Below are 14,588 nucleotides of genomic sequence, written 5' to 3' on the forward strand. Positions count from 1 at the left end.
GATTATATTTTCGCACCTGTTTGTAAACAGACAGGTTTGCGGAAATAATTCAAATTTCATTAAAAATGAGAAAAGACAATTTAAAAAGAGTAATAGTTGATTTTAAAAAGCTAACACCAGAAATTCTAGCATTATTGGTAGAAAAATACCCTGATGGTTATGACGATGATCAAATAATTTCATTTAGAAATATCAAAAATGAAATAGTTGAAGCAATCGAAGTTTCTACGGAAGATACGAAGTATCTAGTAAAAGTAAGTACTAAACTTGCTACCACTATGGAGAATTATGACGAAGATGATTATGAAGATTTTGAAGGTAACGATCCAGATGCAGTTCAAGATCCTGAAATAATTGAAGGAGATTTAGAAGATTTAGATTAAGCATCTAAAAACTATTCCGCATAACTTAACTTGCTTAAGCAAAGCCTATATTTTAAGCCTTAAGTAAGAATGCCCCGAAATGAAATAGATCTTAATTTTTTATTATAAAATAAGGTTTCTTAAAGTTGAATTTTTCAGCTGTAAGAAACCTTGTTTTATTTTATGCTTTTTCCATTATAGAAGTGTTATTTATAGATTTATAAAATCTCTTTTAATAAATCATAATATTCCTTTGTGATGTGTATGCCGTTGTGACCAGCATCGGTAATAGGGTGTAGCTTTATACTCTTTGGTTTTATTGCTTGAAGTTTCTTAGCGTTTGTTTCCGGATTAATTAAGAAATCCCGTGTTCCGTAAAAAACATGTATAGGGCAATTTACTTTGCTTACAAACTCATTCGTAGGGATTTCATATTTAATGATAAACTTAGGAACAAGCGGTGCAATTTCATCAGAAATTAAGGTAGTCCACGAATAGTAAGGAGCATTTAAAATTAGCATTTTAGGTTTGTTTTGAGATGCTACATAACTCGCTAAACCGGATCCTAAAGAAAAGCCTAGAACAGCTATATTTTCTTCCTTATAGCGTATTTTTGTATAATCGTATACCTTTTGTGCATCTTGCAGTAGCTCGTCGCTATTGCTGTAGGAGCCATCGCTTTTACCGTAACTTCTGTAGTCAACAAAAAGCACGTCGTAATTATTTTCTAAAAATAGATGTGCGCGTTTTCCCCAATCATGTATTGCTCCTGCATTTCCGTGATAATACAAAATTACCCCTTTAGAGTTTTCTGCTTTAAACAATACAGCATTTAAAAAAACATCTTCTTCTACTTCTATATTAACTTCTTCAAAAGGTTCTGAGAATGTAAATACATAGTCTTTGTCTAGGTGCTTCGGATTGAAGAAAAAACGCTCTTGGTTAAAGTAGAGAAATACCAAAGTGATTAAATAAAACAGGATAAGACCAACAATAATTCGCTTTAGACGTCTTAATATTTTAGGGAAGTTTATTTGCAATCGTTTTTCGTTTAAAAATTTCATATAAAAATACACTAAAAACTATAAAGTATTCTAAAGCTATAATCCACAGGTTTTCTGTATTACTGTTATTAGCATAGGCTAGGTAGCTAAGTATTATAATATAACTCCAAACTAACGGATATTTGTTATTGGTGAATACCGATAAAATAAATATTGTAGAGATGTACCAGGGGTGAACGGTTGTGCTGAAAAATAAATAAATGCTTAACACTAGTAGCATGGAGTACAGTAATTGTTCTAGGGTAGCATTTCTTTTAAATAAGGATCTAAATAGCACAAAAAGAACCACTAAAACAGGTAGTATTTTTCCTATCACTGCAATTTCATTATAGCCTCTAAAGCTATATCCTATTTCTCTAGCAATATAGTAGATGCTAGCGTTAAATTCGAAATTCTGAAACCACAAACCTACAGTTGCTGCGTAGTTTTTTATGAATTCTGAAGAATAAAAAGGAAGAAATAATAATATAGTTGTTAAGCCAATAATGCTGTAAAATGTAAGTAGCTTAGAGATGTCTATGCTTTGTGATTTTGAAGTGATATTTTCTTTTTTAAACCATTTGAAAAATAGTGGTAATAAAATTAAAGGAATCAATTTCACCGAAACAGAAGCAGCAAAAACAACTGCTGAAAGTTTCCATTTATTATTATAAAGTAAATACAAACTCCACACTAAAAAGAAAATCATCATACCTTCAAAATGTAGGTTTCCTGTATGCTCGATAATAATAAAAGGATTTAGGATATACCAGAAAATATGGTGAATTGGTAATTGTAGTTTTTCTAAAAGTTTTTTTCCATAAAATAAAGTTCCGAAATCGGCAGCAATAAGGAGTAGTCTTAAAACCAATGCAGAACCTAAAATACTTTTGCCTGCAAAAACTCCCGCAATAACAAAACTTATTTGGTTTAATGGTGGGTAGTTGGTAAAATGACTACCGTTTAAAGTGCCCATTCCGGCATAAAGTTCTTCTGCTTGCGAAACAGGTAATTCGTTATTTATTAAAAAGGATTCTGGTGTGTATAAGTAGGGATTGAATCCTTCTATAATCATTCTTCCGTCCCATATAAAACGATAGAAATCTTGTGATAAGTTTGGTATGGCTAATATGAAAACAGCTCGAAATAAAAAGGCAACAATAGCTAAAAATCTAAAGTTGTTTTTATTGTCTTTCAAAAGTTTATAAAAGAACAAAAATAATACAGTGTAAAGTATAAGTAGCTTCGTGTAGTCTGTTCTAGCTAATTGGTATGCAAAAACAAAATATAGATATGCACTTGCTATTACCAGTAAAATTGGTACTTTTTTCACTTTTAAAAAAGAGGTGTTTAATAGCATAAATTTGAATTTTAGGCTTTAGCGCTTAAGGATTTAAAAAACACAAAAGCAAAACCTATAAAAAGCATTAGGTGAAAAGGGAAAAGCCCGAAGTCTCCATCTTGGTCACCAACCACAAAAGCACTATACATTCCAAAAGCAAAATATAGCATTAATAAACCTTCAATAATTACATGGGCAGATATGTTTTTGTTGAGGTACACGTTTCCTTTCCAACTATCTTTTAAACTATGTATATTGAATTTTGGTGTTCGAATAAATTCACTTCGTTTTCCTAGATGCCCTTCGATAACTGCAATAGAATTATGTAACGAAAAACCCATCGCGATAGAAAAAAAGGTAAAAAACATCATAATATACTTTCCGAAGTTTTTTATTCCGGAACCATAGGTGTTTTTGTACATAAACCAATAGCAAATAAAAAAAAGGATACTGCTTATTACAAAAAAACTCATCACATAAAAGTAAGGTTTTAAATATGTGTATTCGTTTTTTATATACAACATCGGAATGCTTAAAATAGCAACTATTAGCACGTTTAAAAACATGGTAGAGTTTAGTAAGTGTAGCAGTCCGTGCACCTTTGTTTTGGTAGAAATATTTTCACTTTTAATAACTCTTAAAAACATTTTTCTGAAATTCTCTGCACCACCTTTATTCCATCTAAACTGTTGGGATCTTACAGCACTAATTACAACAGGTAGTTCTGCAGGGGTTTCTACATCTTCTAAATACTTGAATTTCCAGTTTTTTAATTGTGCTCTGTAGCTTAAATCTAAATCTTCTGTAAGGGTGTCTCCTTCCCAGTTTCCTGCATCGTAAATACATTCCTTTCGCCAAACACCTGCTGTTCCGTTGAAATTAATGAAATGCCCTTTGCTGCTTCTTCCTACTTGTTCTAGTGTAAAATGCGCATCTAGAGCAAATGCCTGAATTTTTGTAAGGATTGAATAATTTCTATTAATATGGCTCCAGCGCGTTTGTATTACCCCAATTTCTTCGTCTTTAAAGTAAGGAATCGTTTGCATTAACCAGTTTTCATTAGGGAGAAAATCGGCATCAAAAATGGCGATAAACTCTCCTTTCGCAGTTTTCAAGCCTTCTTTTAAAGCACCTGCTTTAAAGCCTTTTCTGTTTGTTCTGCAAATATGTTTTATGTCTAATCCTTGCTCTTTTATTCTGGCAATTTGTGCTGCAGTGGTGTTTATTGTTTCATCTGTAGAATCATCTAAAACCTGAATCTCTAATTTGTCTTTGGGGTAGTTGAGTTTTGCAATATTTGTGAGTAGCCGTCCCATTACGTATAACTCGTTATATACCGGTAATTGAATGGTTACAAACGGAATTTCTTCCGAATTTGAAAAATCAAATTTTTCAGCATTGTCTCTAGTTTTCTTTGCTTTAAGATAGTTCATGAGAAGGTTGAACTGCGCCAATGCATACATGAAAATGAGCAGTAGCGAAATAGTATAAATAGCAATAATTATATAGGAAACAATTATCATTTAAAACTATATTTAAAGATCCATCCTAATATTTTAACGCCAGCCATAATACTTCCTTTTACAGTACCTGAAACTTTAGATACCCCTATTCTGTTTCTGTAATTCACAGGGATTTCTACGTAACTTAGTTTCTGTTTTAAAGCTTTCAATTGCATTTCTACCGTCCAGCCATAAGTTTTGTCTACCATGTTTAGAGCAAGAAGTTTTTCGTATTTAATGGCTCTAAAAGGACCAAGGTCTGTGAATTTTGCCCCGAAAAATAGCTTCATTAAAAAGGTAGCTAGCCAATTTCCGAAAATTTGTTGCGGCGTCATGGAGCCTGACTCTCGCAATTCTTTCACTCTTGCACCAATAACAAAGTCGATATTATTTTTTATAATTGGTTGAACAATTTGATTTAACTCCTCTGGGAAGTCACTATAGTCGCCGTCTAAAAAAACAAGAATGTCTGGTTTGATTTCTTGTTTAGAAATATAATCCATTCCCTTTAAACAAGCATAACCATAACCCATGCGTTCTTCTTTTAAAACCGTAGCTCCAGCGTTTTTTGCATTGCTTTCTGTAGCGTCTGTTGAGTTGTTGCTAACTACAATCACTTCTGAAACAATTTCAGGAATATCATGAATGACTTTTGCAATAGAATCGGCTTCGTTAAAAGCTGGAATGATGACTTTTATATTGGGCATTACAAGTTTTTTAGAATTTGCAAAAGTACGATTGTTTTTAGTTTTTATTTCTGATTTAGTAAATCCATTAAATCTACATCGTTACCTAATAAAACTTCTGTAGGATTAATTCTGCCTTTCATAGAATCATTCTCTAGTTTTAAAACTCCTCTAGGGCAAACTGCAGAACAAATACCACAACCAACACAGCTAGAACGCACAATGTTTTCGCCTTTTTGAGCATAGGCTCTAACATCAATTCCCATTTCGCAATAGGAAGAACAGTTTCCACATGAAATGCATTGTCCGCCATTAGTAGTAATTCTGAATTTCGAAAATAATCGTTGTTGAAAACCTAAGATGGCAGCCATTGGGCAACCAAACCTGCACCAAACTCTATTTCCTAGAATTGGGTAGAAGCCGGTTCCTATTACACCAGAAAAAATAGATCCAATCATAAAGCCATAGGAAGCTCGTAGTGTTTCTGCTTCCAAAAGAAATAATTTTGTATCACTAGAAAAGTAATGCATCCCTATCAAGGTGATAATTACTACAAAATAACCTATTGCTCCATATTGTGCATCTTTTCCAAATTCCTTGCGTTTAAAAACCATGACTAAAGTGAAAATAAGGGTAAGGAATGCAGCGACCAATGCAAGGAAGATTCCTTTTGTAAGCCAATATTTTTCTGGGTCATAACTTAGGTAGGTGTAGATTACTGCGGTTGTCATAAGTACTACAAACACTAAAACGGTATGAACAAGCCAGCGTTCCAACTTCCATGCTTTTAAACTCTTGTCACTTAAATGTCTAAAGGAATCGCCTGCAGTTTCAGCTAGTCCGCCACAACCACAAACCCAAGAGCAATACCATCTTTTTCCGTATTTATAGGTTAGGATTGGCGTGATGACGAAAATGGATATAACACCAAAAATAAGCAGTGCTAAACCAATATTACCGGCACTAATAAAATCGTCTACTCTATATTGTTCAAAATTATAATAGTTTAATGGCCAGATGTTTTTTAAATCATAGTAGGGGAGATTAAAGCTGTCGGAGTTTAGTCTAGCCATGAATTCTGGGATTAAAAAAGCGAAGGCTAACTGAAAAAACATCACTGATATTGTTCGTATTTGTTCATATCGATTATGTCGGTATTTTAAAAGAAACTTATACCCGAAAACTAGAATAGCAACGGTGTATAGGGTTCCGTACACAAACCATTGGCTTGCAGGATTTCCACTTAATAGATTACTTAAAGGATCAAATAAAGAAACTAAGCCAGTGTTTGGATTGCCATCTTTGCCTAGTCCAAGTAGATGAGGGTAAAAATAAAGTACTATATAAAAAGTGGTTAAAACAATTCCGGTTAACCAACCTAATAGTCCGCGGGAAGAAAGGGATTTAAACCAAACATCATCATTTTTAATTCCTTTTGATTTTTTTAAATAAGCATCATTAGCAAAGAGAATAACTCCTTCGGTTATTAATAATAAGGAAGCAGTTAAAGTCCATCCTCTATTTGAAAAATCCACATTCAATAATGCAAGTGATAGTATAAATAAGCCAACAACACCTAGCGTAAGGGCAATTTTTTGTTTGCTTGAAATGTCCTGTGCGTCTGGTTTTGCAAGTGACATGCTTCTATGTATTTTATTGCTCATATTTTTAACCTTCCTGGTATTTTTTTAGATACTTGTTAGCTGCTTGTTGTATGTTGTAAAAATTTCTTTTTCAAAGCTTTTAAAGAACTCTGGATCAAAATTAGCTTTCTTAAGATGTTTTATAACGTATTCTAAACTACGTTTTTCGCTAAGCCATTTATCAAAAACTTCATGTCGCATTCTTATTCCAAAAGTATTAATGCCTTTAAATTCGTTTGTGAGTTTGTGATATTCAATTGTAATGCATTTTGTGTCATCGGGATGCTTCCAATGAAAATGATTGTGCTGCTCTTTTGGTTTTGCAAAGACCCAACCGTAGGTTTGATATTCTATATCTAAAAACTTAGCCGAGTTAAACCAATATCCGGGTTTGTATGCAAATTTATTTCCGCAGATAGTTTGCGCTACGGTTTCTCCCATCATTCGGCCTGTGTACCAAACAGCTTCTATAGGGCTTCTTTCTCCAACGGTTTCCTGTTGCTCTGCACAATCGCCAATAGCATAAACGTTTGGAATATTGGTTTCTAAAAATCTATTTACTTTGACGCCTCTACCGATTGTAATTTCAGTGTTCTTTAAAAAACCTATATTTGGAGAAACACCAGCGGTTAATCCGACAAAGTCACATGGGGTTTCTTCTCCTGTTTCTTCGATAATTACCGATTTTACTTTGCCGTTTTCATCTGAAACTATTTCCTTTAGATTAGTATTTAATCGCAAATCTATATGGTGATTTTTGATATGTCTATTAAGCATTTCGCTTTCGCCTTTCGGCAAAACACCATTCCAAAAGCTGGTTTCTCTAACTAAAAAAGTAACAGGAATATTTCTAGAACGAAGCATTTCTGCCAATTCTATTCCAATTAATCCGCCACCAACAATTACTGCGCGTTTACAGACTTTGTTGTTTGGTGCGTAAACTTCTAAATTATCTAAATCTTGTTTGCTATATAGGCCTTGAACTCCTTTTAAATCTTGTCCTGGCCAACCAAATTTGTTGGGCTTACTTCCGGTGGCAATAATTAGCTGGTCATACTGTAGGCTGTCTCCTTCAGTAAAATGAAGTGTTTTAGAAGAGGTGTCTACTGTTTTAACATAAGCTTGCTTTAGTTCGATGCTATTTTTTTTCCAAAACCAATCTTCATATGGTTTGGTATGCTCATATTTCATGTGCCCCATGTAAATATACATAAGTGCTGTTCGGGAAAAGAAGTGTTTGGTTTCAGAAGAAATAATGGTTATTCTTTTGTCTGAAAGTTTTCTGATGTGTCTTGCAGCAGTAACTCCAGAAATTCCGTTTCCAATAATAACAACGTGGCTCATTCTTTTAGTTTGGTTTTTAATAGGTCGTTGGTTTTGTCTAAACCTTAATGTTTAAATGAAATTTATTTTCCATTTAATGATTAAGGTTAGTTAAGTGATAAATAATCAATGATTTAAATTTAGTTTTAAGCAATGTGTTTGTTGTAATATAGGTATAAATCATCTGCAGAAGCACCAAGCCATTTTTTTATATAGATGGCCCAAAAATGAAACTGCAGCTTCCAAATACCATGTTCTTGGTATCTTCTCGCTGAGGTTTTTATTTTCTTATTAATTACTACAAATTGTTTTCTTGCGTAAAGTTCGTTGATTAAAATATTGTCTTCGTAGATGGTATATCCTTCATTAAATCCGCCAATTTCGTGAAATAATTCTTTGCTTATAAATTGACTTTGGTCTCCGCCACGACATGCTCTCCATGAAAACTGCGTAAGCCAGCTAGCTAAACGAAGCCACCAATGATTGCTTTCAAATTGCATTCTGAAACAGCCAGCAAGGTTGTTTTTGTTTATTTCTTGAATAATATATTTATCAAAATCTTTAGGTGGAAAGGAATCTGCGTGTAGAAAATATAAGATGTTTCCGGTAGCGGCTTTTGCACCAAGATTCATTTGTTTGGCTCTTCCTTTTTTAGAATGTAATAGCTGAATATGCTTCAAGTTGGAAACTATTTCTACAGATGCATCCGTACTTCCTCCATCTACAACGATGATTTCTGCAATATTTTTATCGGAAGCATTTTCCATTAGGTGATCAAGCAGGTTTTTTATGTTTTCTGCTTCGTTCAACATGGGTATGATAATGGAAACACTATTCATGTTCTGGTATTTCTTAGAAGAAGCTAGGCTTCTTTTTCCGGGAGAAACTATTCGTTTAAATCCCAATTATAATCTAAATAACTCTTTTTTGCTTTAGGTGAAATCTTTACTTCTGTGTATAAAATTAAAAAGTCTATTAAACTTTCGTTTTGTTTAAAGTCCTTTGAGAACCATTGAAATATTTTAGATAGTTTTATCTCGTCTTTGGTGATTATATTTCGGCTTTTATCTGCTAAAAATTCTTTGGTAGCTTTGCTTAATTGTTCTTCTAATTTAGAAGACGTAAATGCTTCGTTTTGTAATTTAGGGCAAGAATAAGAAGCGCAAACTATTGCAAAATGTATTCGAGGCTCGTTCATTTTACGTAAAATTTGATGTTCTATTTCGTCTAAATTATAAAGTTTATCACCAAGCTTCCATAGACGTTGTTCCCAGGGATTTTTAATGTCCTTTATGCTTTTTATAGGGTAATTTCTAAGGATTAAATCTATAGTTAATGCATTGTATGCATTTATCCAATAAGCGAGTTTTTCGTTTTTTGACCAAGTTTCTTTTCGGTGGTTTGCACTAAGTAATTCAATATAAGTATGTAGTTTTTTTATGTCTGTTTTAAATCCTTGATAATCTACATTTCCTTGTTTTGAAACATGTTTTTGAAGCAAACTATTGAAAATAGCATGGTCTAATGTTTGTAAATTCTTTTCCGTTCCAAAGGAAAGGGAGAAAATAAGGGTAAATGCGAAAATTAGGATGTTTTTCATTTCTTTAATGGGTATAATTCCTGACTAACAAAATCTTCTGGAAATGTTTCGTCACCTTCAAAACCTAATTCAATATCTCTTCCATCGTATGGGATGTAGTCAGTTTTGAAAATATAATCCCATAGACTTAATGTAATACCGAAGTTTACACCATATCTTCTGTCTTCTGGTAATTCTTTAGAGTGGTGCCAGATATGCATTTTGGGGTTGTTAAAAACATATTTCAAGATACCGTAATCCCAGCCAATATTTGCATGGTTTAAATGTCCGATAGTAATATTGAAGAAGTGCACTAAAGCCACGTCTTGAGCAGAGAAACCACCAATAATTGCTAGCGGAATATATTTTAATGAGTTATAAACCACAGGTTCCATCCAATGGTAGCGTAGGTGTGCGGCAAAGCCCATTTCCTTAACAGAATGATGCACTTTATGGAAATTCCATAGAAAATCCGATTTATGAAGTAATCTATGTGTCCACCATTGAACAAAGTCAATAACAATAAAAAAGATTAGAATTCGCAGCCAAAAAGGGAGTTCGTTGATGTCTAATACCTGAAAACTAGATACAGATAAACCTACTAAGCCTAATACATCATTAAAAAGCTCTGCTGCCGAGTTGGATAAAGCAATTAGCACAATTAAGTTTAGTATGAAGAAATTAAAAAACATGTAAAAGGTGTCTAGCCAAAAATCTTTACGGAATAAAGACTGGTTTTTTCTCCAAGGAAAAATAGCTTCTAAGGCCCAAACTACAAGGGAAATGATAATTAAACCATAGAAGTAATTCTCCCAATTCAACTCCATTAAAACAGATTGTTTTATGTAGTTCCAATAATCGGAATACGAGTTTTTTATTATATCAACGTATTTTTCCATAACTATATTCTAAACAGGTTTTATTAAATGAACCTGTAAAAATACTTCCATTTACTCTTTAGTTCTGTAACTTTTGATACACAGCAAAGCTCTGTTACAACTTACTGAAATTATAAATTTTTAATTAACTCTTTGAGTAGGGTAATCATGTCTGGTTCTGCTTTTGCAGCCATGGCAATAATTTCGTTAATGTTTACAGGTTTTAAGTTAGCAGGATCACATTCATCTGTTAAAACAGAAACTGCAGCAGCTTTTAATTTTAAATGGTTTGCTACAATAATTTCTGGAACGGTACTCATTCCTACGGCATCTGCACCAATAATTTTTAGCATTCTGTATTCTGCTCTTGTTTCTAATTGCGGACCAACAACACTAGCGTACACACCTTCGTGTAACTTGATGTTGTTTTCTTTAGCTATACTACGAAAGGTTTCGTTGATTTTTGTGTCATAAGGAGCGCTCATATCTACAAATCGTTCTCCTAATGCAGAAACACCTTTAAAGGCTAGTGGAGAACTTCCTTGAAGATTGATATGGTCTTCAATAAGCATTAATTCCCCTTTTTTGAAATTGGTATTTATTGCTCCGGATGCATTAGAAACTAGTAAGGTTGTAATTCCTAACTTTTCCATGATACGAACCGGATAGGTTACATCTTGTAAAGAATATCCTTCGTATACATGAAAACGACCTTGCATAATCACTACTTTTTTGCCTGCTAGATCCCCATAAATAAGTTTTCCTTTGTGAAATTCCACAGTTGCTGTTGGGAAGTTTGGAATATGGTTGTAGCTTATTTCTTTTAAAATAGTTACTTCTTCTAAAAGTTTACCAAGTCCGGTTCCTAAAATAATTCCTATTTCTGGTTTATCAAATCCTTTATCTTGTAAGTATTCTACGCTTTCGTTAATGTATCTAGTCATTGTTACTTATTAAATTTTTTAATGTGGTATTGTTTTTCATATCTTCAAAAGTATCAATATCATTTAATACTTCTAATTGATGTATTTTTAATTTATATAAATCCTTCAAAGTATCTTTAAAAACCGAAGATGTGCTCCATTTTTTGTCTTTAAAAATAGCTTCATTCAAGGTTTTCATTCCTAGTAAATAATAGCCGCCGTCTTTTGCCGGACCTATAACAATATCGCGTTTATTTAGCTTTTGAAAAGCTTCTTCGATATGTTTTTCTTTTAAATCGAATAAATCACTGCCAACAATTATAACTTTTTCGTAGTTGTTGTTGAAAGCATTTTGAAAGGCGTGCAGCATTCGTTCTCCCAGATCTTCTCCTTTTTGAAGATATTTTAGGTATGTAGCATTATCCCAAATATCTTCTTTGTTAATTTCTTCAGAATAATAAACTGCCTTGTCGCTGTCTATATTTCTTATAGTCTTTTCGGTGTGCTCAAGTAAATAGCTGTAAATATGTAAAGCGGAAGCATCACCTATAGTTTTTGCTAAACGTGTTTTTACTTTCCCAAGTTCTGGGTTTCGTGTAAAAATAATAATTAGGTTTTTGCTATTCACTTTAAGTTTTTATTAGGGTTAGGGTAAATTTTATTTCCGTTATGTAGCCATTTGCTCCATTCTTCAGAAAAAGTATGCACATCATCGGTTTCTTCTTTCTCTAAGTTATAGGTTGGGAAGTTGTTGTTTTTCCATTCAAATATACCGCCGTATAAATTGCGTACATTGGTATAACCTGCTTTGTGAAGTTGTTCTGCTATCCTTTCAGACCGAACACCAAGAGAACAATATACAACTATATGTTCTTGTTTGTTTTTTAGTAGTGTGCTAGTTTCTTCTAAATTGAAATTATTAAAACCAATATGAAAGGCTCCTTTTATGTGACTTATTTGAAATTCATCAATTTCTCGCGCATCTAAAATTATAGCTTTAGTTTTTGGCATTGCCAATTCTTGAACAGAAATATACGGAACACTTTTAGTATTAAGCTTATTTAGTAATTCTGAAAGATTTTCTTGTGAAAAACCTATTGCCGAAAACAATAAAACAAATATGTATAAGATGCTTTTTTTCATATTTAGAATCCTTTGTTAATTGGAAGCCACCGTACCTTGACAGCTGCTTCCCGCTCCAGCGGTACAGCCATAACAATGTTGAGAAATCACAATATCGCGATCTTGTAATAAGCTTTCGTTGTATTCTGAAATATGTTTTACTTTACTATTTACAGGCAATTCTAGCATTTGATTAAAGTCACAATCGTATAAATAACCATCCCAACTCACAGATAGTGTGTTTGTGCACATAACATTTTTAACTGCGGAAGGATTATAAGCTTCTACTAAAGCATACATATAATCTTCGTAGTTTTCTGAAGCTATAAGATAATCTAAAAATCTGCTAATAGGTAAATTTGTTATAGCAAATAAATTATGAAACTGAATATCGAAATCTTGCAATAAAGCCTTTTTGAAATCACGTTCTAAGGCAGCCTGGTCTCCTGGTAAAAATGCTCCGGAAGGGTTGTATACCAAGTCTAATTTTAAATTACTATTAGGTATACCGTAACCTATGGCATTCAAATCTTTTAATGCTTGAATAGATTGTTTGAAAACACCATTACCACGCTGTTTGTCTGTTTTTCCTTGTGTCCAATGTGGCATAGAGGAAACCACGTGAACCTTGTGTTTTTTGAAAAATTCCGGCAAGTCATGATATTTTTTATTAGCTCGAATAATGGTTAAGTTAGATCGAACAATAAAGTCTTTAATTCCCGCTTTGGAAGCTTCTTCTACAAACCACTTAAAATTAGGATTCATTTCTGGAGCACCACCAGTTACATCTAGCGTATGGGCTCCAGTGTTTTTTATAACCTCCAAACATTGTTGCATGGTTTCTTTGGTCATGATTTCTTTTCTGTCAGGACCAGCATCCACATGGCAATGTGTACAAACTTGATTGCACATATAGCCAACGTTTATTTGAAGAATTTCAAGTTTTTTTGGGCGTAATGGAAACTGATTGCTTTCTGCTATTTTTTTTGCAAAAGTTGGAAGTTCGCCATTTTGAAAAATACCATTAGAGAGAATTTCTAATTGTTTATTCGCCTGTGCTAATTTGCTTTCTCTTTTATGTAGGGATTGTGTTTTTAGTTTCGTCATATTAAAAGATTAGACTTGCTTTTTAATTCGTTTACTTCATTAACTGCAGTCTATTAACCGTCTAGCTTATTCACTTTATTCATCATTTGTACACCGTGAACTAAGGTTGCACCACCGCGAATAGCTCCTGCAACGTGTAATGCTTCCATCATTTCTTCTTTGGTGATTCCACGTTGTAAGCCATCACCGGTATATGCGTCAATACAATACGGACATTGAATAGTATGAGCAACCGCTAAAGCGATTAAAGATTTTTCTCTTTCAGAAAGGGAACCTTCTTTAAAAACCGAATTATAATACTCGAAGAATTTGCTTCCTAGCTCTTCGTTCCATTCAGAAATTTTACCAAATTTTTTAAGATCAGATGGGTCGTAATAAGTTTTTTGCATTTTGATGTTTAATAGGAGTTTTAAAAGTATGAATATACTGCTTCTGTCGAGAAGCGTGGCCGTACTTAACAAAAATATAAGATTATCTAAGTTCTATTTTTAGGGCAAAAAAAATCCCGGCTTTTCAGTCGGGATTTTAATTTGAATAATTTCAGAAGTTTAATACTCTGTTTTATCTTCTTTTTGACTCCAAATTTTAAATGCTTCAATAGCTACTTCTGGAGCAACTCTTTCAAAAGGGATGCTTCTTTTTTCGTATGGTAACGGAATTTCTTTGTAGATAAATTCGTCGTCAAATCCTATGTCTGCAGCTTCTTTTTGGCTACTTCCATAGTATACTTTATCTGGTCTTGCCCAGTAAATTGCGCCTAAACACATAGGGCAAGGCTCGCATGAGGTGTACACTTCACAACCGTCTAACTGAAAAGAGCCTAGGTTTTTACAAGCGTCTCTAATTGCAGTTACTTCAGCGTGTGCTGTTGGGTCATTTGTTGAGGTTACTTTATTGTTTCCTTTCCCAACAATTTTTCCATCTTTAACAATAACGCAACCAAATGGTCCTCCTTCGTTATTATTCATTCCTTTTAAAGCTGCGTTAACAGCTTCCTGCATAAATTTTTCTTTCTCTGTCATAATATAATTAGTTTCTCTTTTTTGAAACCTAGTGTTTCTTAAAGATATTAAATTTC

At 33.3% G+C, this 14,588-nt stretch carries 16 protein-coding genes; 1 reads left to right on the forward strand and 15 read right to left on the reverse strand.

Features of this window, described 5'->3' with window-relative positions; translation table 11 throughout:
- Positions 1-65 precede the first annotated feature (65 nt).
- Positions 66-383 (forward strand): hypothetical protein, encoded by a 318-nt coding sequence (locus DU428_RS04670; protein ID WP_072349970.1) that lies wholly within the window; start codon positions 66-68, stop codon positions 381-383.
- A gap of 197 nt (positions 384-580) precedes the next feature.
- On the opposite strand, the gene DU428_RS04675 is transcribed toward DU428_RS04670, so the two are convergent.
- The 15 genes from DU428_RS04675 to DU428_RS04745 form a co-directional block, all read right to left on the reverse strand.
- Positions 581-1,426: an alpha/beta hydrolase gene (locus DU428_RS04675; RefSeq protein WP_243633448.1), complete on the reverse strand. Its 846-nt coding sequence runs from the start codon at positions 1,424-1,426 to the stop codon at positions 581-583.
- Complete coding sequence (locus DU428_RS04680) at positions 1,383-2,765, reverse strand: mannosyltransferase (RefSeq protein WP_207802356.1); 1,383 nt, start codon at positions 2,763-2,765, stop codon at positions 1,383-1,385. The genes DU428_RS04675 and DU428_RS04680 overlap by 44 nt, the downstream gene beginning before the upstream one ends.
- 11 nt (positions 2,766-2,776) lie before the next feature.
- Positions 2,777-4,270: a cellulose synthase family protein gene (locus tag DU428_RS04685; RefSeq protein ID WP_207802357.1), complete on the reverse strand. Its 1,494-nt coding sequence runs from the start codon at positions 4,268-4,270 to the stop codon at positions 2,777-2,779.
- Entirely contained in the window at positions 4,267-4,956 is a 690-nt protein-coding gene (locus tag DU428_RS04690) for a glycosyltransferase family 2 protein (RefSeq protein ID WP_113966210.1), read from the reverse strand. Before DU428_RS04690 ends, DU428_RS04685 begins: the two co-directional genes overlap by 4 nt.
- A gap of 44 nt (positions 4,957-5,000) precedes the next feature.
- Entirely contained in the window at positions 5,001-6,599 is a 1,599-nt protein-coding gene (locus tag DU428_RS04695) for a 4Fe-4S binding protein (protein WP_113966211.1), read from the reverse strand.
- A gap of 24 nt (positions 6,600-6,623) precedes the next feature.
- The gene (locus DU428_RS04700; RefSeq protein WP_113966212.1) at positions 6,624-7,922 is read right to left on the reverse strand and encodes an NAD(P)/FAD-dependent oxidoreductase; all 1,299 of its coding nucleotides are present in this window, start codon (positions 7,920-7,922) and stop codon (positions 6,624-6,626) included.
- Between the two features lie 125 nt (positions 7,923-8,047).
- Positions 8,048-8,740 carry a TIGR04283 family arsenosugar biosynthesis glycosyltransferase gene (locus DU428_RS04705; protein ID WP_072350023.1) on the reverse strand — a complete coding sequence of 231 codons (693 nt, stop codon included), beginning with the start codon at positions 8,738-8,740 and terminating at the stop codon, positions 8,048-8,050.
- Positions 8,741-8,787: 47 nt separating this feature from the next.
- A complete protein-coding gene (locus DU428_RS04710; RefSeq protein ID WP_113966213.1) occupies positions 8,788-9,501 on the reverse strand; it encodes a DUF547 domain-containing protein in 714 nt (237 codons plus the stop codon).
- Positions 9,498-10,379, reverse strand: a complete 882-nt coding sequence (locus DU428_RS04715; RefSeq protein WP_113966214.1) for a sterol desaturase family protein — start codon at positions 10,377-10,379, stop codon at positions 9,498-9,500. Before DU428_RS04715 ends, DU428_RS04710 begins: the two co-directional genes overlap by 4 nt.
- A gap of 110 nt (positions 10,380-10,489) precedes the next feature.
- Positions 10,490-11,302 (reverse strand): purine-nucleoside phosphorylase, encoded by an 813-nt coding sequence (locus DU428_RS04720; RefSeq protein WP_113966215.1) that lies wholly within the window; start codon positions 11,300-11,302, stop codon positions 10,490-10,492.
- Complete coding sequence (locus tag DU428_RS04725; RefSeq protein ID WP_072349962.1) at positions 11,295-11,909, reverse strand: TIGR04282 family arsenosugar biosynthesis glycosyltransferase; 615 nt, start codon at positions 11,907-11,909, stop codon at positions 11,295-11,297. The genes DU428_RS04720 and DU428_RS04725 overlap by 8 nt, the downstream gene beginning before the upstream one ends.
- Complete coding sequence (locus DU428_RS04730; protein WP_072349961.1) at positions 11,906-12,424, reverse strand: rhodanese-like domain-containing protein; 519 nt, start codon at positions 12,422-12,424, stop codon at positions 11,906-11,908. Before DU428_RS04730 ends, DU428_RS04725 begins: the two co-directional genes overlap by 4 nt.
- A 15-nt stretch (positions 12,425-12,439) precedes the next feature.
- Complete coding sequence (arsS, locus tag DU428_RS04735; RefSeq protein ID WP_113966216.1) at positions 12,440-13,510, reverse strand: arsenosugar biosynthesis radical SAM (seleno)protein ArsS; 1,071 nt, start codon at positions 13,508-13,510, stop codon at positions 12,440-12,442.
- Between the two features lie 53 nt (positions 13,511-13,563).
- The gene (locus DU428_RS04740; RefSeq protein WP_072349959.1) at positions 13,564-13,899 is read right to left on the reverse strand and encodes an arsenosugar biosynthesis-associated peroxidase-like protein; all 336 of its coding nucleotides are present in this window, start codon (positions 13,897-13,899) and stop codon (positions 13,564-13,566) included.
- Between the two features lie 159 nt (positions 13,900-14,058).
- The gene (locus DU428_RS04745; RefSeq protein ID WP_113966300.1) at positions 14,059-14,532 is read right to left on the reverse strand and encodes a nucleoside deaminase; all 474 of its coding nucleotides are present in this window, start codon (positions 14,530-14,532) and stop codon (positions 14,059-14,061) included.
- Between the last annotated feature and the right edge of the window lie 56 nt (positions 14,533-14,588).

The sequence above is a fragment of the Oceanihabitans sediminis genome, from assembly GCF_003337215.1.
Taxonomy (GTDB): Bacteria; Bacteroidota; Bacteroidia; order Flavobacteriales; family Flavobacteriaceae; genus Oceanihabitans; species Oceanihabitans sediminis.